General features: G+C 71.2%; 16 protein-coding genes and 1 pseudogene. 8 read left to right on the forward strand and 9 right to left on the reverse strand.

Translation table 11 applies throughout. The annotated features are described in order from the left end of the window. Window positions 1-14: 14 nt before the first annotated feature. From BM424_RS22870 to BM424_RS22890, 5 genes are all read right to left on the reverse strand, one after another. Window positions 15-1,004, reverse strand: coding sequence for a transketolase family protein (locus tag BM424_RS22870; protein ID WP_093421710.1), 990 nt, complete (start codon window positions 1,002-1,004; stop codon window positions 15-17). After that, window positions 1,001-1,828 carry a transketolase gene (locus BM424_RS22875; RefSeq protein ID WP_093421713.1) on the reverse strand — a complete coding sequence of 276 codons (828 nt, stop codon included), beginning with the start codon at window positions 1,826-1,828 and terminating at the stop codon, window positions 1,001-1,003. The genes BM424_RS22870 and BM424_RS22875 overlap by 4 nt, the downstream gene beginning before the upstream one ends. Beyond that, window positions 1,821-3,158: an MFS transporter gene (locus BM424_RS22880; RefSeq protein ID WP_093421715.1), complete on the reverse strand. Its 1,338-nt coding sequence runs from the start codon at window positions 3,156-3,158 to the stop codon at window positions 1,821-1,823. The genes BM424_RS22875 and BM424_RS22880 overlap by 8 nt, the downstream gene beginning before the upstream one ends. Before the next feature lie 115 nt (window positions 3,159-3,273). Further along, window positions 3,274-3,930: a GntR family transcriptional regulator gene (locus BM424_RS22885; protein WP_245776055.1), complete on the reverse strand. Its 657-nt coding sequence runs from the start codon at window positions 3,928-3,930 to the stop codon at window positions 3,274-3,276. A 279-nt stretch (window positions 3,931-4,209) separates the two neighbouring features. Continuing rightward, window positions 4,210-5,166, reverse strand: a complete 957-nt coding sequence (locus tag BM424_RS22890; protein WP_093421720.1) for an AraC family transcriptional regulator — start codon at window positions 5,164-5,166, stop codon at window positions 4,210-4,212. Between the two features lie 243 nt (window positions 5,167-5,409). On the opposite strand from BM424_RS22890, the gene BM424_RS22895 reads away from it, so the two are divergent. Both BM424_RS22895 and BM424_RS22900 read left to right on the forward strand, forming a co-directional pair. Then, a complete protein-coding gene (locus BM424_RS22895; protein ID WP_093421723.1) occupies window positions 5,410-6,630 on the forward strand; it encodes a cytochrome P450 in 1,221 nt (406 codons plus the stop codon). Next, window positions 6,630-7,661: an NADH:ubiquinone reductase (Na(+)-transporting) subunit F gene (locus BM424_RS22900; RefSeq protein ID WP_093421725.1), complete on the forward strand. Its 1,032-nt coding sequence runs from the start codon at window positions 6,630-6,632 to the stop codon at window positions 7,659-7,661. The genes BM424_RS22895 and BM424_RS22900 overlap by 1 nt, the downstream gene beginning before the upstream one ends. 60 nt (window positions 7,662-7,721) lie before the next feature. Here BM424_RS22900 and BM424_RS29910 read toward each other — a convergent pair. Then, window positions 7,722-9,294 (reverse strand): annotated as a pseudogene (locus BM424_RS29910) (GMC oxidoreductase). Between the two features lie 132 nt (window positions 9,295-9,426). On the opposite strand from BM424_RS29910, the gene BM424_RS22910 reads away from it, so the two are divergent. Then, window positions 9,427-9,969 (forward strand): TetR/AcrR family transcriptional regulator, encoded by a 543-nt coding sequence (locus BM424_RS22910; protein WP_245776056.1) that lies wholly within the window; start codon window positions 9,427-9,429, stop codon window positions 9,967-9,969. On the opposite strand, the gene BM424_RS22915 is transcribed toward BM424_RS22910, so the two are convergent. Beyond that, a complete protein-coding gene (locus tag BM424_RS22915) occupies window positions 9,970-11,469 on the reverse strand; it encodes a helix-turn-helix domain-containing protein (protein WP_425442055.1) in 1,500 nt (499 codons plus the stop codon). It lies immediately after the preceding gene. A gap of 208 nt (window positions 11,470-11,677) precedes the next feature. On the opposite strand from BM424_RS22915, the gene adh reads away from it, so the two are divergent. The 5 genes from adh to BM424_RS22940 all read left to right on the forward strand — a co-directional run bounded on the left by adh (window position 11,678) and on the right by BM424_RS22940 (window position 17,006). Beyond that, entirely contained in the window at window positions 11,678-13,201 is a 1,524-nt protein-coding gene (gene adh / locus BM424_RS22920) for an aldehyde dehydrogenase (protein WP_093421728.1), read from the forward strand. Further along, window positions 13,201-13,575 carry a DUF779 domain-containing protein gene (locus BM424_RS22925; RefSeq protein ID WP_175548218.1) on the forward strand — a complete coding sequence of 125 codons (375 nt, stop codon included), beginning with the start codon at window positions 13,201-13,203 and terminating at the stop codon, window positions 13,573-13,575. Before adh ends, BM424_RS22925 begins: the two co-directional genes overlap by 1 nt. Window positions 13,576-13,747: 172 nt before the next feature. Continuing rightward, the gene (locus tag BM424_RS22930; protein ID WP_093421730.1) at window positions 13,748-14,986 is read left to right on the forward strand and encodes an iron-containing alcohol dehydrogenase; all 1,239 of its coding nucleotides are present in this window, start codon (window positions 13,748-13,750) and stop codon (window positions 14,984-14,986) included. A gap of 8 nt (window positions 14,987-14,994) precedes the next feature. After that, the gene (locus BM424_RS22935; RefSeq protein ID WP_093421733.1) at window positions 14,995-16,347 is read left to right on the forward strand and encodes a MadS family sensor histidine kinase; all 1,353 of its coding nucleotides are present in this window, start codon (window positions 14,995-14,997) and stop codon (window positions 16,345-16,347) included. Beyond that, window positions 16,344-17,006: a MadR family response regulator transcription factor gene (locus BM424_RS22940; protein ID WP_281248790.1), complete on the forward strand. Its 663-nt coding sequence runs from the start codon at window positions 16,344-16,346 to the stop codon at window positions 17,004-17,006. The genes BM424_RS22935 and BM424_RS22940 overlap by 4 nt, the downstream gene beginning before the upstream one ends. A 167-nt stretch (window positions 17,007-17,173) precedes the next feature. Here BM424_RS22940 and mftM read toward each other — a convergent pair whose 3' ends face one another. Together mftM and BM424_RS22950 are read right to left on the reverse strand one after the other, a co-directional pair. Further along, window positions 17,174-18,094 (reverse strand): mycofactocin oligosaccharide methyltransferase MftM, encoded by a 921-nt coding sequence (gene mftM / locus BM424_RS22945; RefSeq protein WP_245776057.1) that lies wholly within the window; start codon window positions 18,092-18,094, stop codon window positions 17,174-17,176. Beyond that, complete coding sequence (locus BM424_RS22950) at window positions 18,091-19,608, reverse strand: VWA domain-containing protein (protein ID WP_093421736.1); 1,518 nt, start codon at window positions 19,606-19,608, stop codon at window positions 18,091-18,093. Before BM424_RS22950 ends, mftM begins: the two co-directional genes overlap by 4 nt. Between the last annotated feature and the right edge of the window lie 4 nt (window positions 19,609-19,612).

Genomic DNA, 19,612 nt, shown 5'->3' on the forward strand with positions numbered 1-19,612 from the left:
TCTCCCAGGTGAAATCAGCCGAGCTCGGCGAGCACGCGCTTCTTGATCCGCGGCACCGACAGCCCGTAGCGGTCGTGCAGGGTCGGCAGCGCCCCGGCGGCCAGGAACTCGTCCGGCAGGCCGATCGGCACGATCCGCTCGCCGACCCCGTTGAACGCCAGGCACGAGGCCACCGACTCGGCCAGCCCGCCGACGACCGTGTGGTTCTCCAGCGTCACCACCAGCCGCCCCTTGCCGACGGCGGACAGAACCGCCTGCGTGTCAAGAGGTTTGATGGTCGGCGCGTGCAGCACCGCCACGTCCACGCCGTCCTCGGCGAGCTCGGCGGCGGCGGTCAGGGCGCGCATCGTCATCAGCCCGCTGGAGATCATCAGCACGTCCCGCCCGGTGCGCAGCTCCGCGGCCCTGCCCAGCTGGAACCGGTAGTCGTACTCGTCGAGCACCGTCGGCACCGCGCCGCGCAGCAGCCGCAGGTAGGTCGGGCCGGGGGCCTCGGCCAGCTGCGGCACCGCCTGCTCGATGTCCACCGAGTCGCACGGGTCCACGATCGTCAGACCCGGGATCCCGCGCAGGATCGCGATGTCCTCGGTCGCCTGGTGGCTCGGCCCGTACCCGGTGGTCAGGCCCGGAAGCCCGCCGATGACGTTGACGTTGAGGCCCGGCTCGGCGATGTCCAGGCACAGGAAGTCGTAGGCCCGCCGCGTCGCGAACACCGAGTAGGTCGAGGCGAACGGCGTCAGGCCCACCTCGGCCATCCCGGCCGCCGCGGCCAGCAGCGCCTGCTCGGCCATGCCCATCTGGAAGAACCGGTCCGGGAAGGCGTCCCGGAAGACGTGCATGTCGGTGTACTTGGCCAGGTCGGCCGAGAGCCCGACGACGTCCTGGCGCTGCCGGCCGAGCTCGGCCAGCGCGTGGCCGAACGGGGCCTTGGTGGTCTTCTGGCCCTCGTCGGCGAACGAGGCGATCATCGCCGACGTGGTGGCCTTCTTCGTCGCGGTCGTCATGCCCCGGCCTCCTGCAGGTGGTCGCGTGCCAGTTGCCACTCGTGCGGTTCGACCCGCATGAAGTGCGCCTTCTCCCGGGCTTCCAGGAACGGGACGCCGCGTCCGACCTGCGTGTCGCAGATCAGCACCGAGGGCGAACCCCGGTGCTCGCGCAGCCCGTCGAGCGCGGTCACCAGCGCCTCGATGTCGTTTCCGTTGACGCGCACCGCGTTCCAGCCGAAGGCCTCCCACTTGGCCTGGATCGGCTCGGTGCGCAGCACGTCGACCGTCGGCCCGTCGGCCTGCAGCGCGTTGACGTCCACCAGCGCGATGAGGTTGTCCAGCCCGTAGTGCGAGGCGGCCAGCGCGGCCTCCCAGGTGGAGCCCTCGTCCAGCTCGCCGTCGGAGAGCAGGTTGTAGACGCGCGCCGGATTTCCCTTGTGCCGCAACCCGATCGACATGCCCACGGCCACGCCGAGCCCGTGCCCGAGTGAACCGCCGGAGATCTCCATGCCGGGCGTGTAGCTGGCCATGCCCGACATCGGCAGCCGCGAGTCGTCGGTGGCGTAGGTCTGCAGCTCGTCGACGTCGAGCACACCGGCCTCGGCCAGCGCCGCGTACAGCGCGATCGCGTAGTGGCCGATGGACAGCAGGAACCGGTCGCGCTCCTCCCACTCCGGGTCCTGGGGGCGGATCCGCAGCTGGTCGGTGTACATCACGGCCAGCACGTCGGCGACCCCGAGCGCCTGGGCGATGTAGCCCTGGCCCTGCAGCTCGCCCATGTCCAGGGCGTTCTTGCGGATGCGGCGCGCGGACTCCGCGATCCGCCGCGTTCGATCAGACAACTGCTTCCTCCTTCGTGGCGGCCCGCTCGAGGGCGTCGACCTCGGCCTTCTGCGCCGGGCCCCAGGTCTCGCGGGTGGGCACCGCGGCGACCAGGCCCAGCACGCCGTAACCGCTGAACAGCAGCGCCGGTCCCGCCCAGCCGAACTGGCCGTAGAGGGCGGTGGCGATCATCGGCGTGAAACCCGAGACGACGGCGGAGATCTGGTAGGCCAGCGACGCACCGGCCGTGCGGGTCCTGGTCTGGAACAGCTCCGAGAACCAGGCGCCCTGCACCCCGGCCAGCGAGTTCTGGCAGATCGCGTAGCTGATCACGAACGCGACCACGATCAGCACCGCGGAACCGGTGTTGGTCAGCAGGAACATCGGCACGCCCCAGGCCACCGCGAGCACGCAGCCCAGCAGGTAGATCGGTCGGCGGCCGACGACGTCGGAGAAGTGGCCCCACAGCGCGGTGGCCGCGATGCCGACGCCCGCGGCGGTGGTCAGCGCGAGCAGGCTCAGCGATCCCTCGGTGGGCGCGCTGCCGAGCTTGAGGTAGGTGAGCATGAAGGTCACCGACACTGCGTAGCCGGCGGTTTCGACCACGCGCAGGCAGAAGGTGCGCAGCACGGTGCGCCAGTCGTCGCGCAGCACCTGCAGGATCGGGTTGCGGGCGACCTCGCCTGCGTCCTTGAGGTCCTCGAACTCCGGTGATTCATCGATCTTGAGGCGGATCAGGATGCCCACCACGATCAGCACCGCCGACAGCAGGAACGGGATCCGCCACGGAAGCGACCCGCCCAGCCCGGCGCTGGCCAGGAACGCGAGGTTGGCCAGCAGCAGCCCGACGGGGAACCCGGCCTGGGTGATGCCGGTGTAGAGACCGCGTCGGCGCCAGGGCGCGTGCTCGAAGGTCATCAGGATGGCCCCGCCCCACTCGGCGCCGAAGGCCAGTCCCTGCACGATGCGCACGGCCACCAGCAGCACCGGCGCCCACACGCCGACCTGCTGGTAGGTGGGCAGGCAGCCGATGAGCACCGTGGCGATGCCCATCAGCAGCAGCGAGGACACCAGCACCGGTTTGCGGCCGATCCGGTCGCCCAGGTGACCGGCGATGATGCCGCCCAGCGGGCGCGCGGCGAAGCCGACGCCGAGGGTCGCGAAGGACATCAGCGACGCCGACAGCGGGTCGGAGTCGGGGAAGAACGCGTCGCCGAAGTAGAGGGCCGCGGCGGTGCCGAAGCCGATGAAGTCGTAGGTCTCGATGGTCGCGCCGACTCCGCAGCCGACGGCGACTCTGAACTTGTCCGGGCTGCCGTCGACCGACGCCCGGGCGGTGGAGCTTGCCATCGCGATCCTCCTTGACCGGGTGGCTGAATGTTGAGTGTCAACAGTCAATGTTGACAGTCATCATAAGTCCGGTCGGGGAGGTGTCAAGGACGGATTCCCGCGCCCTCCGGCGCGCTCAGTCCTTGCTGTTGAGCAGCCTGACGGCCGCCTGCATGTGCTCGCGGAGCACCCGCACGGCGGTGTCGGCGTCGCCGCGCTCGAGGGCCTCGACTATCGGCCGGTGATGGCCCGCCCACATGGGGAAGCGGCGGTTCTCGGTGGACGCGCTCATCACCACGACCCGGATCGGGCCTTCCAGGTGGCGCCAGGTGTCGAGCAGGATCGAGTTCCCCGACAGCGCGCACAGCTGCGCGTGGAAGGCTAGATCGGCCTCCAGCTGCTCGGTGAGATCACCGGTCGCGGCTTCGAGCTTGTCCAGCGAGGCGTTGAGCTCGTCGATGATCTGCGGCAGCCCGTCGGACTCGACGATCTCGGAAACCGCCTGGCCCTCCAGCGCGCAGCGCACCCGGAACAGCTCGTCGATCTCGTCGGGGGACAGGCTGCGCACCCGCAGCATCCCGCGCACACCGGGCGTGACCAGGCCTTCCTGCTGGAGGTGGCGCAGCGCCTCGCGCACCGTGCCGCGGCTGATCGACAGCTGCGAGGCGATCTCCACCTCGCCCAGGTGATCGCCCGGCCCGTACCGCCCGGTCAGGATCGCCTCGCGCAGCGCCACCAGCGCCCGCTCCCGCAAGGTCATCCGATCCAAACTGCGCAAAGCTTCCTCGGTCACGGACGCGATGATAGTCGTCTGTCGACAGTCAACGCGTGTGCCGCCTACTTCTGCAGCTGAATGGCCCTTCGGACGGAGCTTGGAACCGCAGGTATGCGGCGGAGCCGCATTCTCTTCCACCACCTAAGGCGCTGGCACCGCCGCAGGTTCTGATCGGCTTCGTGGCGAGCACGCCGCGACGCCGTGTATTGGCATACATCAGGAGTGGCGGGCGGAGTCCACGGAGCCGATCAGGTTCTGCTACCCGCACCGCCAAGCAAGGTGACCCCTCACCGTCTTCTAACGCTGCAGCGTTTCCGAGGGGGAGTGGCCGTACTTGGCTCGGTAGGCGGCGGCGAAGCGGCCTGTGTTGGTGAAGTTCCAGCGGGCGGCGACCTCGGCGACCGTGGACGCGTTCGATGCGAGGAGGTCCTCGTGGGCGCGGACGAGGCGGATGTCGCGCAGGCACGCCGAGGGCGTGGTGCCGACGTACTCCTGGAAACCCTCCTGCAGGCGGCGGACGCTGACCCCGGCGATCTCGGCCATCTCGGCGGCGGTCCAGCCGTGCGCCGGGTCCTCGCGCAGCCGGTCCAGGACGCGGTTGACGATGCGCGGGCGCGCGGGCGCGCCGCTGCGCCGATCCGGGTGCATGGCCAGCAGGAATCCCGTCATGATCGTGCTCGACAGCTGCCGCTTGAGGACGTCGTCGCACAGCATCGCCTGCGTCTCGGCCATCTCGGCGGTGAGCGTGCGGACGAAGTGCAGCCAGCCCCGGGTGGCGGCGCTGCGCCGGTCGATCTGCGCGGGCAGCTCCAGCCCTCCGGGCAGCGGAGCGGCCAGCACGCGGTCGGCCTCGCGCTCCAGCCCGGCGCGGTCGAACTTCACCCCGACCACGGTGCACTCCGCCGACCAGCGGGTGATCGGCGTGAGGCGGTTGGGCGGGAAGATCGTGCCGTTGCCCTCGCCGGAGATGACCTGGTCGCGGCCGTGCCGGGACTCCAGGCTTCCGGCCAGCGGCATGTTGACCTCGTAGGCGTCCGGGTAGGCGCAGTCGATCGCGACGTCCACGCCCCAGCCGATCCGCCCGACCGTCACCGGCCCCAGGTCCACGGTGTGCATGGCCAGGTCGAGCCGGTCGGTGGGCGCCAGCGGCCGCAGCTCGTGCGGGAAGTACGCGCCGGTGACGGCGCGGATCGCCTCGCCCCAGTCGCGCGTGGCCGCCCGGCGGACGGACTCCTCGGACGTGCTGGTCGCCATCTCGCCTCCTCGTCGTTGAGCCGGCTTCTGAGGGATTAAACCGGCCGGAGGCCCGCGGGTTAAGCGTTCCGGGGGTGAACGCCGATTTCGTCGCGCAATCCGTCCCGGCATCGCGCCCAGCGGCTCGACCGCTCCCCGTGATCCGTGATGTTTTTCCCGCACACCGCCCGGACGGCGATCCCGGATCGGCTGCGTGAGTTCCCGGAAGACGACGGCTCAGCGACGAGCGATGGAGGACCTGCGATGACGATGACGACCCCGAACTGGATCGCGGACGTGACGATGGAGGAGCTGGAGCGCGACCCGTACCCGTTCTACGAGCGGCTGCGCGCCGAGGCCCCGCTGGCCTACGTCCCGGCGCTGGGCTGCTGGGTGGCCTCGACGAAGGAGATGTGCAAGCGGATCGCCGGCACCGACGACAGCGACTTCGAAGGCGTCATCGCCCCGGCCGGTCGCCGCACCTTCGGCGACCCGGCGGTGCTGGACGCCAACGGCGCCGAGCACGACGACCTGCGCGCGATGGTCGACCCGGGCCTGCAGCCCAGCGAGGTCGACCGCTACGTCGACGCCCTGGCCCGGCCGATCGCCCGCCGCTACCTGGAGGCCTTCGAGAACGACGGCGAGGCCGACCTGGTGTCGCAGTTCTGCGAGCCGGTGAGCGTGCGCAGCCTCGGCGACCTGATGGGGTTGCGGTCGGTGAACTCGGACAAGCTCCGCGAGTGGTTCCGCAAGCTCAGCGTCTCGTTCACCAACGCCGGGGTCGACGAGAACGGCGACTGGGCCAACCCCGAGGGCTTCACGCCCGGGGACGAGGCCAAGGCCGAGATCCGCGCGGTCCTCGACCCGCTGCTGGACAAGTGGACCGTCGAGCCCGACGACAGCGCCCTGTCGCACTGGCTGCACGACGGGATGCCGCCCGGCCAGGTCCGCGACCGCGAGGTCATCTACCCGAACGTCTTCGTGTTCCTGCTCGGTGCGATGCAGGAACCGGGGCACGCGATGGCCTCCACCATCGCGGGGCTGTTCACCCGGCCCGGCCAGCTGGAGCGCGTCATCGACGACCCGTCGCTGGTGCGGCGGGCCATCACCGAGGGCGTGCGCTGGGCCTCGCCGATCTGGTCGGCGGTGGCGCGGCGCAACCACCGCGACATGGTCATCGACGGCATCGAGCTGCCCGCCGGGTCGGTGGTGATGATGTCCTACGGCTCGGCCAACCACGACGAGAACGACTACTCGTCGCCGGCGGTGTTCGACCTGGACCGCACGCCGGTGCCGAACCTGGCCTTCGGGGCGGGCAAGCACGCGTGCGCGGGAACGTACTTCGCGACCGAGGTCGTGCGCATCGCGCTGGAGGAGCTGTTCGAGGCCATCCCGAACCTGGAGCCCGACACCGATCACGAGGTCGACTTCTGGGGCTGGGGCTTCCGCGGCCCGGTCGAGCTGCACGCCGTGTGGGAGGTGTGATGACCGCGACCGAGACGACCCACGAGGTCCGCATCGACCCGCTGGACCGCTCGACGAGATGCGCTGCGGGACAATCGATCCTCGAATCCTGCCTGCGCGACGACATCTGGTTGCCGCACTCCTGCACGCAGGGGACCTGCGGCAGCTGCAAGATGAAGGTCCTCTCCGGCGAGGTCGACCACCGCGACTCCTCCGAGTACACCCTCACCCCCGAGGAGCGCGAGGCCGGCATCGCCCTGGGCTGCCAGGCCACGCCGCGCTCCGCGCTGGTGCTGGAACCGGTCGAGCAGGTCGACCCCGACGACGGCGTCCCGCGGCACCCGCTGCGCGACCACACCGGGACCGTGGTCGGCCTCGACGACATCGCCCGCGACATCCGGCGGCTGGTCGTCGAGCTCGACGAGCCGATGTCGTTCAACCCCGGCCAGTACGCCGAGATCCTCGTGCCGGGAACCGGTGCGGCGCGGCAGTACTCGATGGCGAACCCGCCGTCGGAGACCTCGCGGCTGGAGTTCCACGTGCGGCGCACGCCGGGCGGGATCGCCACCGACGGCTGGATGTTCGCCGGGCTCGCGGTGGGCGAGCGCATCGAGCTCAAGGGCCCGCTCGGCGATTTCGGGATGCCGGTGGCGCAGGAGGAACCGGCGATCCTCATCGCCGGGGGCACCGGCCTGGCGCCGCTGAAGTCCATCGTGCGGCACGCCCTGGACCACGACCTGGCGCCGGAACTGCACCTCTACCACGGAGGTCGCAGCAGGCAGGACCTCTACGACGTGGAGTTCTTCACCGATCTCGCCCGGCGGCACCCGCACTTCGGGTACCGGCCCTGCCTGTCCGAAGAGGACTGGGACGGCGCGACGGGACTGGTGACCGACGTGGTGCTGGCGGACTTCCAGTCCTGCCGGGGTCTCAGCGCCTACCTGTGCGGTCCGCCGGGGATGGTCGAGGCCGGGGTCAAGGCGCTCAAGCGCCGTAGGATGGCGCCGCGCAAGATCTTCCGGGAGGAGTTCCTCGACGCCTCGCACCGGTGAAACCCGTCCCGCGCCGCCGACCGGTGGCGCGGGACCGGCGGTGGCGCGGGACGGGAGTGATCAGAACACCACGCCGGCGTCCTGGGCGAGGAGCGCGTCGGTGGCGCGCTCGGCCACCGCCGCGATGGTCATCGACGGGTTGCAGGCGGCGGTGTTGCCGGGCATGAGCGCCCCGTCGAGCACGTAGAGACCGCGGTGGCCCTTCACCCCGGCCTTCCAGGTCGCAGACCACGTTCATCGACGCGCCGCCCAGCGGGTGCCAGGTGTTGGGCACCAGCGAGGTCGTGTCGAGCCGGACCGATCCGGTGCCCGCGACCGCGGCGACGCGCTCGTCGACGCGCTTGGCCAGCGTCGAATCCGCCTGCGAGGGCCAGTTCAGCACCGCGTCGTCCTTGGTGGAGTCGTAGCTGAACCGGCCGCGCCCGGAGCTCACGCCGTAGCCGACGAGCATCGTGGTGCGCAGGTTCGGCGTGGGTGGGATCGAGGCTTGGATGACGGTGTTGGCCAGCGTCGGGTCGTCCCACTCCTTGCTGCCGAAGACCACCGGGCCGCCCTGCGGCATGCCGAAGTCGTCCTCCAGGCTGGTCCAGGTGTAGATCCGGTCGCCGTTGGAACCCCAGTTGGAGCCCAGGCCGTCGGGCATGTCGCGGATCTGGTCCTTGGCGGCGGCGCGCATCAGCAGCCTGGTGGTGCCCGCCGTGCCTGCCGCCATCACCAGGGCGGGCGTGGTGATGATCTTCTGCTCCAGCACGGTGCCGTCCTGGGCGATGCGGTCGACGTGCACCTGCCAGCGCCCGTCGCGGGTCTGGGCGACCTCGGTGACGTTGTGCTGCGGCGCGACGGTGACCTTGCCGGTGGCCTCGGCCTGGGCGAGGTAGGTGACGTCGACCGAGTGCTTGCCGCCGTTGTTCACCCCGAACGCGCAGTTGCCGTTGGTGTAGGACGGTTTCATCTCGCCGCGCAGCTCGCGCAGCGCGTAGTCCCAGTCGATCGGCATCGGGATCTTCTCCACCGAGAAGCCCGCGTCGCGGGCGTTGCGGGCGAAAATCCGCGACGCCCGGTAGGAGTCGCTGTTGATCAGCTCGTCCGGGGCGGTGGCGATCTGCAGCATCTCGGCCACGCGGCGGTAGTAGACCGAGTCCATCCGCGCGTAGTCGAGCTTCTCGGGCATGTTGGCGTTGAAGACCTCCTCGGTCGGCTGCAACGTCATGCCCTGGTACAGCAGCGAACCGCCGCCGACACCGGCCGCGCACATGATGTCCATGCCGTTGCCGGCCACCCGCTCCAGCAGACCGGTGTAGCGCTCGAACGGCGGCGGCTCGATGCCGAACAGCGACGGGCCCGACCCCATCCAGAAGAGCCGCTTGTCCAGCGTCGCCAGGGTGGGGAAGGTGTCGGAGTTCGGGCCGGTCGGCCAGCGCTTGCCGCGTTCGAGCACGAGCACCGGGATGCCCGCCTGGGCGAATCGCAGCGCCGTCACGCCGCCGCCGAAGCCCGAGCCGATGACCACGACGCGGTGCTCCTCGCGGGTCAGCGGTACGCGGGTCGCGGCGTGGGCGTACGGGCCGGCCAGCGAGAGACCGGCGGCGGCCGCGGTTCCGGCGAGCAGGGTGCGGCGGCTGAGTTCGGGCATGCGGGTACCTCCACGGCAGGTCAGCGTCGACTGGCGCGGAGCTTAGGCAGCCAAAACGAGACATTGAACTTCTCGACGATCTCACTACCGACGGGTAGGTTAGGAGTTCGTGTGGCCTTCGGGAGGGGAGCGGTGCTGAGTTCTCGGCGGACCGATGCGCGCCGCAACCGCGAGGTCATCCTGCAGGCGGCCGATGAGGCGTTCACCGAGGACGTCGAGCTGGTGCAGCTCAGCGAGATCGCCCGCCGCTCCGGGCTGGGCCGCGCCACCGTCTACCGGCACTTCTCCGACCGCTACGCCCTCGGGCTCGCGGTGGCCGAGAGCAAGCTGCACATGCTGCGCGAACTCGTCGCCGACACCGCCGACGCCGACTTCCTCGACGTGCTGGAGGAGCTGTTCGAGGAGCAGATCTCCCGCCGCCCGCTGGCCCGGATGTTCCGCGAACTCCCGCCCGCCGACCAGACCCGCTACGCCAGGCGCCTGGTCGCCGTCCTGACCCCCGGTCTGCGCCGGGCCCAAACGGCCGGCGCGATCCGCGCCGACGTCGAGCCCGCCGACCTGGTGCTGATCTGCGAGATGGTCGAGGGCGCGGTGTGCTCGCAACTGCCGCTGCCCGGCGGCGTCGACTCCGTCGAGCGGGTCGTCGAAGTGCTGCTCGCCGGGCTGCGCCCCTGATCAGGCCTCGCCCGCGAGGACCTGCTGCATCCGGGCCGTGACCAGCGGGCGTCGCGAGTCGTGGCGGGGGAGGCGGTGCGCGAGCTGGCCCAGGACCTCCAGGTCGTCGGTGGGGTGATCGCGGAACAGCGCCCACAGCGCAGCCACGTCCCCGCGGTCCAGCACGGCGTTGCGCAGCGAGGCGAACAGCTCCTCCCGCTCGTCGCGGATCGCCGGGGCCTCGCTGGCCTCCAACAGCGGACCCCGGTAGGTCTCCGAGGCGGTGCGCAGATCACCGTCGTGCAGCGCGCGGCGCACCGTCAGGAAGTCCGCGTCGACCGCGGCCCGCAGCCGGTAGGGCTTGGTCGCGATGACGTGCTCGCCGAGGTGGGCGCGCAGCCGGTGGATCTCGGCGCGGGCGGTGACCGGGTTGCCGCGCTCGCCGTAGAGCTGGAACGCCAGCTTGTCGGCGGTGAGCCCGGCCGGTCGCATCGCCAGCAGCGTCAGGATCTCCGCGTGCCGCAACGACAGCGGGACCTCGCGGCCGTCGAGCACCGCGCGCGGTCCGGCCGAGTCCAGGAACGACAGCGACAGCACCGGTCGCGGGCGGGCGCGCGTCGTCGACGAGCCCGGCACCCGCAGCAGGTAGCCCTCGGCGAGCCGCTCCAGCACGGCCTCGCGGCCGTCGCCCAGGGTGACCCGGCCGTCGGAGACGTCGACCCGCTCGGGCAGCAGCGCCGCGCCCGGCTCCACCGCCAGCACCCGCCCGGTGCGGGTCAGCAGCGCGCCCGCCTCGCCGCGCAGCGCCCGCAGGTGCGGCATGTTGCGGGCCCGCAGCTGCTCGTCGCGGGCGGCCATCCGCGCCCGCAGGTGGCTCTCGGCGAGCTGCGCCGCCGCGCTGACCAGCGACACCATCGCCGGGTGCACGGTGCGCAGCGGACCGGAAATGTCCACCGAACCCAGCACGTCACCGGTGTCGGGGTCGTGGATGGGGCTCGCCGCGCAGGTCCAGTCGTGGTAGGTGCGCACCAGGTGCTCGGCGGAGTAGATCTGCACCGGTTTGCCCACCGCGAGCGTCGTCCCCATCGCGTTGGTGCCGATGGCCTCCTCGGCCCACCGGGTGCCCTCGCTCAACCGCACCTTGTCGGCGCGGCGCTGCACCTCGGAATGCCCCTCGCGCCACAGGATCAGCCCGTCCCGGTCGGTCACGATCATCACGTGCATGGCCTCGTCGGCGACGTCGAGGACGGTCTGGCGCAGCACCGGGATCGCGGCCTTGAGGGGGTGCTCGTCGCGCAGGTCGTGGACCTCGTCGCGCTCGCAGACCACCGGCGCCTCGCAGGCGTCGGGGTCGACCTCGGCGGCCAGCGAGCGCTGCCAGGACTCCGAGACCAGCGCGCGCGGCGATCGGGGAGCGCGGTCCCCGCGCAGCACGGCGTCCCACACCCGGCCCAGCAGCGAGGCGTACTCCAGCGGGTCGGCGAGCATCGTCGTGGTGGGGTTCTCCTCCTCGGCCTGCACCCTGCCTCCAGTCCTGCGTCCTCGTTGACGGGTGGGGACATCATGACCACGCGTGATCCCGGGAACAAGGGCGTCACCCGCCGACGAGGGCAATCCCGTCCGTTCGGTCAGTCAGCCGATCGGCGCAACGGCCGGTGCAACCCCGTTGCAACGTGAGGCGCGCCACGATCGCTCGGGACAAGAGCAGTTCTCGTGCAGGAGGCAACGCATGACCAAGTACGCAGCGCCGGGTACGCAGGGCAGCGTCGTGGCCTACGAATCCCGCTACGACCACTACATCGGCGGTGAGTACGTGGCACCGGCCAAGGGCGGCTACTTCGCGAACCCGACGCCGGTGACCGGCGCGGACTTCACCGAGATCGCCCGCGGCACCGCCGACGACGTCGAGCGCGCCCTCGACGCCGCGCACGGCGCCGCTCCCGCGTGGGGACGGACCTCGGTGGCCGAGCGGGCCAACATCCTCAACAAGATCGCCGACCGGATGGAGGCGAACCTCGAGAAGCTGGCCGTCGCCGAGAGCTGGGAGAACGGCAAGCCGGTCCGCGAGACCCTGGCCGCCGACATCCCGCTGGCCATCGACCACTTCCGCTACTTCGCCGGCGCCATCCGCGCCCAGGAGGGCGGGATCAGCGAGGTCGACGACAGCACCGTCGCCTACCACTTCCACGAGCCGCTGGGCGTGGTCGGCCAGATCATCCCGTGGAACTTCCCGATCCTGATGGCGGTCTGGAAGCTGGCGCCCGCGCTGGCCGCGGGCAACGCCGTGGTGCTCAAGCCCGCCGAGCAGACCCCGGCCTCGATCCACGTGCTGATGAGCGTCATCGGCGACCTGCTGCCGCCCGGCGTGGTCAACGTCGTCAACGGCTTCGGGGTCGAGGCGGGCAAGCCGCTGGCCTCCAACAAGCGGATCAGCAAGATCGCCTTCACCGGGGAGACCACCACCGGGCGGCTGATCATGCAGTACGCCAGCGAGAACATCATCCCGGTGACGCTGGAGCTGGGCGGCAAGAGCCCGAACATCTTCTTCGACGACGTCGCCACCGCCCACGACGCCTTCTACGACAAGGCGCTCGAGGGCTTCACGATGTTCGCGCTCAACCAGGGCGAGGTCTGCACCTGCCCGTCGCGCGCGCTGATCCAGACCGGCATCTACGACCGGTTCCTCGGCGAGGCCGTCGACCGCACCAAGGCCGTCAAGCAGGGCAACCCGCTCGACACCGACACCATGATCGGTGCGCAGGCCAGCAACGACCAGCTCGAGAAGATCCTGTCCTACATCGACATCGGCAAGCAGGAGGGCGCCAAGGTCCTCACCGGTGGCGAGCGGGCCGACCTCGGCGGCGAGCTCTCCGGCGGCTACTACGTGCAGCCGACGGTGTTCGAGGGCCACAACAAGATGCGGGTCTTCCAGGAGGAGATCTTCGGTCCGGTGGTCTCCGTGGCGCGCTTCGACGACTACGCCGACGCCATGAAGATCGCCAACGACACCCTCTACGGCCTGGGCGCCGGGGTGTGGTCGCGCGACGCCAACACCGCCTACCGCGCCGGTCGCGAGATCCAGGCCGGCCGGGTGTGGGTGAACAACTACCACGCCTACCCGGCGCACGCGGCCTTCGGCGGCTACAAGCAGTCCGGCATCGGCCGGGAGAACCACCGGATGATGCTCGACCACTACCAGCAGACCAAGAACATGCTGGTCAGCTACTCGCCGAACAAGCTGGGCTTCTTCTGATGGAGCCCGCTCGGGTGGCCGTGACCCCGGAGGCGGCGGACTTGCTCCGCCGCCTCCGGGCCGACCACGGCCCGCTGATGTTCCACCAGTCCGGCGGCTGCTGCGACGGCAGCGCTCCCATGTGCTACCCGGCGGGGGAGTTCCGCACCGGCGACTCCGACGTCCACCTCGGCGACCTCGACGTGGACGGCGAAGCGGTACCGGTGTGGATGTCGCAGGCGCAGCACGAGTACTGGAAGCACACCCACCTGACCATCGACGTCGTGCGCGGCCGCGGCAGCGGGTTCTCGCTGGAAGCCCCCGAGGGAGTCCGGTTCCTGATCCGCTCGCGGCTGCTCACCGACGACGAGCTCGAGGCGTTCGGTCTCGCCTGACCGGCGAGCGCCGTGCGAAGGGGGGCGGCTGCGGGGTCTGCCCGGACCGGGCGGACCCCGCCGGTCTCGCTGCTGTGGTCCGGGTCACGTTCCAGGATAGGATGGTCGGGTCCGGCGCGTCGACCCGGCCGGCGTTCGCGGATCCCACGCACCGGTGCCTGGAGGATGCCTGATGACTGTGCGAAGCCGGGTGCCCGGCCCGCCCGAACTCGGCGTCACCGAGCTGCCCGGGCCGCTGATCACGCGGTCCGGCGGCGAACCGCCGAGGCTGGCGAAGTTCCACGTGCCCGAGGTCGTGTTCGGCCCGGGCGCGCTGGCCGAGCTCGGGCACTGCGCGCGGCGGCTCGGCGCCCGCCGACCGTTCCTGGTCACCGACGGCGGCCTCACCGAGGCGAGCTGGGCGGCCGAGGCCGCCGGTCACCTCGAATCCGTCGGGCTCTCGGCGGTGGTGTGGGACGCGGTCACGCCCAACCCGAAGGACCACGAGATCGAGGCCGCGCACCGCCGCTACGCCGAATCCGGTGCCGACGTGATCATCGGGGTCGGCGGCGGCTCGGTGATCGACGCGGCCAAGGGCGTGGCGATCCTGTCCGGCAACGGCGGGCGCATCCTCGACTACGAAGGCGTCGACCAGGTCGTGCACCCGATCCCGCCGCTGGTCATGGCGCCCTCGACGTCGGGAACCGGAGCCGACGTCTCCCAGTTCGCCATCGTCACCGACACCGGCAACGCCACCAAGATCACCATCCTGAGCCGGGCGCTGGTGCCCGAGATCTCGGTCGTCGACCCCCGGCTGCTGACCACCATGCCCGACTGGCTCAACGCCGCCACCGGCCTCGACGCGCTCACCCACGCCATCGAGTCCTACGTCTCCCGCGCGCACAACACCCTCACCGAGCAGCACTCGCTGCACGCCGCGCAGCTCATCACCGGCAACCTCGCCCGCACCCTGTTCCGGCCCGCCGAGGCCGAACCCCGCATCGCGATGGCGCAGGGCGCGCTGGAGGCCGGGATGGCCTTCACCAACGCCATCCTCGGCGCCACCCACGCCATGAGCCACCAGGTCGGCGGGCTGCTCGACGCCCCGCACGGGGTGATCAACGGGGTGCTGCTTCCGCACGTCATCCGCTTCAACGCCGAGGCCGACCCCGACCGCTACGTCCCGCTGGCCGCCGCGATCGGCATCGACACCGCCGGGGTGCCCGCCGTCGACGTGGCGCTGGCCCTGGCCGAGCGGGTGCGGGAGCTGGCCGACGTCGTCGGCGTGCCCAAGACGCTGCGGTCGCTCGGCGTGTCCGATGTGGACATCCCGGTGCTGACGCGCAACACGCTCAAGGACGCCTGCCTGACGACCAACCCGCGCGAGGCGCGGGCCACCGACATCGCCGGGCTGTTCCGGGCCGCGCTGTGAGCGGTGCGATGTCCGGCGGCGACTTCGGAGACGACCTGGGCGTGCTGACCGGGCTGCGCTCCGGCAAGCGCTCCTTCTACCCGGAGTACGTCCGCTCCGCCGAGCGCCTGGAGCACGCCGTGCAGGCCCTCGACCGCATCTCCCGCGCGCTGGTGCGCACCGTCGAAGGACCGCGCACCCTCGTCGAAGCCGTCGTCCGGGCCGCGGCCGAGCACCTGCAGGCCGACCGGATGCTCGTCGGCATCGCCGACGGCGCGCTGCGCGCCGCCCGGCCCCGGTTCCTGCTGCTGGACCGGGGCGAGCTCGTCGACGACGAGGACGCGCTGCCGCCCGAGGCCCGCGAGCAGCTCGACGTCATCCGCAACCGGCCCTGGGAGATCGAGCTGGAACCCGGCGGGCCCGGGTGGGTGCGGGCGCCGATGACCCTCGACGGCGAACCCGTCGGCGGCATCGTCGGCTGGCCCGGTGACGTCCAGGTCGCCGACACCGACCTGGCGATCCTGCGGGTCCTGGCCAACCAGGCCGCCGTCGCCGTGCACAACTCGTTCCTGTTCCACGCCGCCGCCCAGCTGCGCGGGCGCACCGAGCAGCTCTCCGAGGCCGCCGCCCAGCAGGCCCGGGACCTGGCCGCCCGCAACGCCGAGCTGCAGGAGACCCAACGCCGCCTCGTCGAGGCCATGCAGCGCCAGGCCCTCGACGACGAGCGCCACCGCATCGCCCGCGAACTGCACGACACCGTCACCCAGTACGTGCTCAGCGCCGGGATGACGGTGGAGGTGTGCCGCGCCGAACTCGCCGAGATGGGGCCGGAAGCCGAGCGCGTCGCCGAGAAGCTCGCCCCCGCCAAGGGACTCACCCAGCAGGCCGTGGAACGGCTGCGGGCCGCGATCTACGCCCTGCACCACGGGGCCGAGGAACCGCCGGGATCGCTGCCGGTGCTGCTCGAGCAGCTGTCCACTGTGCACCTGTCCAGCGAACTGCGGGTGGAGGTGCGCGTCGAAGGCAGCCCCGCGCCGCTGCCGCCGGAGGACGAGAGCTCCATCCTGCGGCTCACCGGCGAAGCGCTGTTCAACATCGTCTCGCACGCCGAAGCCACCCGCGCCGTCGTGCACCTCGTCTACCAGCCCGGCCGGCTGCGGCTGACCGTCTCCGACGACGGCACCGGCGACCCCGCTCAGCTGCGGCGGTCCCTGAAGCTCTCCGAGGCCGCCGACCTCGCGGGCAGGCACCGGGGGCTGGCGAACATGGCGGCGCGGGCGCGGGAGCTCGGCGGGACGCTGGGCATCCGGCGGTCGCGGATGGGCGGGGTGGCGCTGCAGCTGCGGGTGCCGCTGTCGCCGGAGCGGGAGGTGACGCCGTGAGACTGCCCGACCAGCGCACCGGGGACCCCTCGGTGCGGATCGTCCTCGTCGACGACCACGCCATCGTCCGGCACGGGCTGCGCTCGGTGCTGGAACGCGAGGACGACCTGCAGGTCGTCGGCGAAGCCGCGACCGCAGCTGAGGCGCTGACCGTGGTCGCCGACGCCGCGCCGCACATCGTGCTGCTCGACCTCAAGCTCTCCACCGGCGACAACACCGAGGGCCTGCAGCTGTGCGGGCAGCTCACCGAGCGACACCCGGACCTCGGCGTCCTGGTGCTCACCACGTTCCTGGACGGCGGGCTGGTCGTCGACGCCATCCACCGCGGTGCCCGCGGCTACGTCGTCAAGGACGTCGACACCACCGAACTGGTCCGCTCCATCCGCGCCGTCGCCCGCCGCGAGAGCTCCTTCGACTCCCGCTCGGCCGCGGCGATGGTCGAGTCGATGAACGCCCCCACCACCGAGCCCCGCTTGACCGAGCGCGAGCTCAACGTCCTCCGCCAGCTCGCCCACGGCCTCAGCAACCGCGACATCGGCGCGAAGCTGTTCATCTCCGAGACGACGGTGAAGTTCCACGTCCGCAACATCATGCGCAAGCTCACCGCCACCAGCCGCGCGGAAGCGGTCTACGAAGCCAGCAAGCTCCACCTCATCTGACGCGAAGTTTTCATGAAAACTTCCCCCACCCCGTCCAGAACGGGAGGGAAGGGGATTCCCCTGACCTCGGGTTTTGTTCGTGGTGGGGAAGTTTTCATGAAAACTTCCCCACCACCCACCTCCGTGAAGGGACAACGGGATTTTCGTTGTTCGTGGGGGGACAGTTTTCATGAAAACTGTGCGGGGTTCGGGGGTTTGCGGATGTCGAGCCAGCCTCCGTGGTGGTGGGTGACCTCGTAGGGGAGACCCGTGGAGGTGCCGAGTTCGTGGAGGTCGGCCTCGGTGAAGGTGCGGACGTGGCCGAAGGCGGCGTTGGGCCTGTCCTCGAAGGGGACGGCGATGATGACGCGGCGCCGGGCCAAGCGGAGGGCTTCGGCGAGGACCGCGTCTCCCCGGGCCGGTTCGAGGTGCTCCAGCAGGTGCATGGCCGTGACCGTGTCGACCGCGCCGTCGGGGAGCGGGACCTGGGCCGCGTCGCAGACCAGGGTGTGCATGTGATGCCCCCGGGCCGAGGCGACCGTCTTGAGCAGGCGCATGCTGCCGGGAGCCAGGTCCGAGGCGATGACCGTGTGCTCGCCCCGCTCGGCCAGCAGCAGCGGCAGGAAGCCGAAGCACGACCCCAGGTCCAGCACCCGCCCGGGCGGCGCCGTGCTCAGCACCCGCCGGTACAGCGGGGCGAAGTCGGCGATCGAGGAGTGCGGGGCGGACCCGTCGGGCTGCGACCAGCACTCCCGGATCCGGTCGAGGGTGTTGGCGTAGAACGTCGTCCACGCGCGCAGCGGATCCTCGATCACCGACTGCACCACCTCGGTGAACACCCGCTCGAAGACCTCCACGCCGCTGAGCCAGCCCGGCGCGAACAGCTCGTCGGCGAGCACGCCCGCCAGGTTGTTGTCCAGCTGCTCGGGCCGGAACCAGTGGGTGATCTCCATCCGGTGGTCCCGGCGGTGCAGGCAGAAGTGCGGCGTGCGGGTCACCGCGATCCGCGCGTCGCACCCCGAGTGCCGCGCCACGGTGACCAGCGGATCCCGCCCGTGCGGGGCCAGCGGGTCGATGTGGTGCAGCGCCGCGCGCTCTCCGGCCGTCACCGCCCCGTCACCTCCGTCGCGATGGACTCGGCGGCCTTCGCCAGCCCGGACAGGTCCCGCACCACCTGCACCCGGTCGCAGTGGTCGGCGTAGTCCGGCAGGTCGCAGCGGCCCAACCGCCACGAGTACCGCGGTTCCGGGGTGAGCCAGATGGTTTCCCGCGCGCGGCGGGCGATCTCGGCGAGCGCGTCGACGTTCGGGTCGTTGCCGTTGCCGCGCCCGTCCCCGAGGATCAGCACCGTGGTCCGGCGGTTGAGCGTCGTGCCGAACTCCTCCAGGAACCGGCCGAACGTGGCGCCGTAATCGGAGTTGCCGTCCACGTCGAGCACACCGCCCTGCGGCAACCCGTCGAAGACCAGCCCCAGCGCCCGCTCCAGCGGGTGATCGGTGAACAGCTCGGTGATCTCCACCGGATCGTCGACGAAGGCGAACGTGCGGACCTGCGTGAACAGCGACTGCAGCCCGTGCACCAGGTGCAGCGTGAACCGCGCGGTCGAGCGCACCGACAGCGACACGTCGGCCAGCACCACCAGCCTCGGCTTGTCCTCGGCGCGGGTGACCGTGATCGGCCGGAACGGCACGCCGTCGTAGCGCATGTTGCGGCGCATCGTGCGCGCCGGGTGCACCCGGCCGCGCGGGGTGTTGCGGCGCTTGCTGGTCGGCGCCCCGCGCAGGCTGTGCACGATCCGCCGCAGCGACTCCTCCAGCTGCTGGCGCTCGCCCTCGTCGACCCGGTCCAGCCGGCCGGCGGCGACCTCGCGGGACTCGGTGGCGGTGCGCTCCAGCTCGGCGAGCTTGGCCAGGTGCTGCTTGAGCAGCTCCGGCAGGTTCTCCAGCACCCCGGTGAGCTGCCCGCGCGGCGCCGAATCGGGTTCCTCGTCGTCGCCGAGCCAGTCCAGCAGCGTCTGCTCCTCGGCGATGCTCAGCCGGGTGTCGATGCGTTGCCCGGTGTGCTCGGCCAGCGACCCCGGCGTGCCCGCGTTGTGCAGCTGCTCGGTCTCCAGCTGCACCGACGGCACCGAACCGCCACCGGTGCTGCTGTTGTCGCTGGAGAACACGACCTCGTCGGTCATCGAGGCGAGGTCTATCTTGTTGCTCTCCTGGTGCAGGTTGTACTGCTGGGCCAGGTCCTCGGGGTCGAAGTAGTCGCGGATGTCGGCGGGTTTGGCGTGCGTGTGCCCCTCCTGCGGGGTGTCCGCGGGTTCCTCGGACACGGTGAACGACTGCAGCTCACCGGTGTCGGAGAGGTCGTCGTGCTCGTGGCTGTGCTCGTGCTCGGCGTCGTCGGGAACCACCGGGCGCAGCGCGAAGAACACCTCGAAGACCTCGTCGAAGATCTCCTCGTCCCGCCGGTCCTTGATCATCGCGACCTTCAGGGCGTTGCGCAGCGCCTCCCGGTCGTCGAGCATCCCGGGCTGGGCGGCGCAGCGCATCGCGTCGGTCGCCTCGGAGACCGAGATGCGCACGCCGAACAGGCGCAACAACCGGACGAACCGGTGCAGTGCTGATTCCACGGCG

The organism is Saccharopolyspora flava, assembly GCF_900116135.1.
Classification (GTDB): domain Bacteria; phylum Actinomycetota; class Actinomycetes; order Mycobacteriales; family Pseudonocardiaceae; genus Saccharopolyspora; species Saccharopolyspora flava.